Consider the following 1853-nt stretch of genomic DNA (forward strand, 5'->3'; position numbering starts at 1 on the left):
CCGTGTGGATGGGTAGGGGAGCGTCGTGTGCCGGGTGAAGCCGCAGCGGAAGCTAGTGGTGGACGGTTCACGAGTGAGAATGCAGGCATGAGTAGCGATACACACGTGAGAAACGTGTGCGCCGATTGACTAAGGGTTCCTGGGTCAAGCTGATCTGCCCAGGGTAAGTCGGGACCTAAGGCGAGGCCGACAGGCGTAGTCGATGGATAACCGGTTGATATTCCGGTACCCGCTGTAAAGCGTCAAACATTGAACCAGGCGATGCTAAGTCCGTGAAGCCGTTCCGGACCCTTCGGGGAAAGGAAAGTGGTGGAGCCGACGGACCAGACCTGCAGTAGGTGAGTGATGGGGTGACGCAGGAAGGTAGTCCATCCCGGGCGGTGGTTGTCCCGGGGTAAGGGTGTAGGCCGTGTGATAGGTAAATCCGTCGCACATCAAGGCTGAGACCTGATGCCGAGCCGATTGTGGTGAAGTGGATGATCCTATGCTGTCGAGAAAAGCCTCTAGCGAGTTTTATGGCGGCCCGTACCCTAAACCGACTCAGGTGGTCAGGTAGAGAATACCGAGGCGTTCGGGTGAACTATGGTTAAGGAACTCGGCAAAATGCCCCCGTAACTTCGGGAGAAGGGGGGCCATCACTGGTGATCCGATTTACTCGGTGAGCTGGGGGTGGCCGCAGAGACCAGCGAGAAGCGACTGTTTACTAAAAACACAGGTCCGTGCGAAGCCGTAAGGCGATGTATACGGACTGACGCCTGCCCGGTGCTGGAACGTTAAGGGGACCGGTTAGTGCACTTTCGGGTGTGCGAAGCTGAGAACTTAAGCGCCAGTAAACGGCGGTGGTAACTATAACCATCCTAAGGTAGCGAAATTCCTTGTCGGGTAAGTTCCGACCTGCACGAATGGCGTAACGACTTCTCGACTGTCTCAACCATAGGCCCGGTGAAATTGCACTACGAGTAAAGATGCTCGTTTCGCGCAGCAGGACGGAAAGACCCCGGGACCTTTACTATAGTTTGATATTGGTGTTCGGTTCGGCTTGTGTAGGATAGGTGGGAGACTGTGAACTCTGAGCGCCAGCTCAGGGGGAGTCATCGTTGAAATACCACTCTGGTCGTGCTGGATGTCTAACCTGGGTCCGTGATCCGGATCAGGGACAGTGTCTGATGGGTAGTTTAACTGGGGCGGTTGCCTCCTAAAGAGTAACGGAGGCGCCCAAAGGTTCCCTCAGCCTGGTTGGTAATCAGGTGTTGAGTGTAAGTGCACAAGGGAGCTTGACTGTGAGACCGACGGGTCGAGCAGGGACGAAAGTCGGGACTAGTGATCCGGCGGTGGCTTGTGGAAGCGCCGTCGCTCAACGGATAAAAGGTACCCCGGGGATAACAGGCTGATCTTCCCCAAGAGTCCATATCGACGGGATGGTTTGGCACCTCGATGTCGGCTCGTCGCATCCTGGGGCTGGAGTCGGTCCCAAGGGTTGGGCTGTTCGCCCATTAAAGCGGTACGCGAGCTGGGTTTAGAACGTCGTGAGACAGTTCGGTCCCTATCCGCTGTGCGCGTAGGAATATTGAGAAGGGCTGTCCCTAGTACGAGAGGACCGGGACGGACGAACCTCTGGTGTGCCAGTTGTCCTGCCAAGGGCATGGCTGGTTGGCTACGTTCGGGAGGGATAACCGCTGAAAGCATCTAAGCGGGAAGCCTGCTTCGAGATGAGTATTCCCACCCCCTTGAGGGGTTAAGGCTCCCAGTAGACGACTGGGTTGATAGGCCAGATCTGGAAGGCGGGTAACCGCTGGAGGTGACTGGTACTAATAGGCCGAGGGCTTGTCCTCAGTTGCTCGCGTCCACTGTGT

General features: G+C 56.6%; 1 rRNA gene (cut by a window edge). It reads left to right on the forward strand.

The features are described from left to right. Positions 1 to 1832, forward strand: a 23S ribosomal RNA gene (locus ACFWM2_RS40385) (it extends 728 nt beyond the left edge of the window). The last annotated feature ends 21 nt before the right edge of the window (positions 1833 to 1853 follow it).

Origin of the sequence: Streptomyces sp. NPDC058371 (genome assembly GCF_042723265.1) — a bacterium.
Classification (GTDB): domain Bacteria; phylum Actinomycetota; class Actinomycetes; order Streptomycetales; family Streptomycetaceae; genus Streptomyces.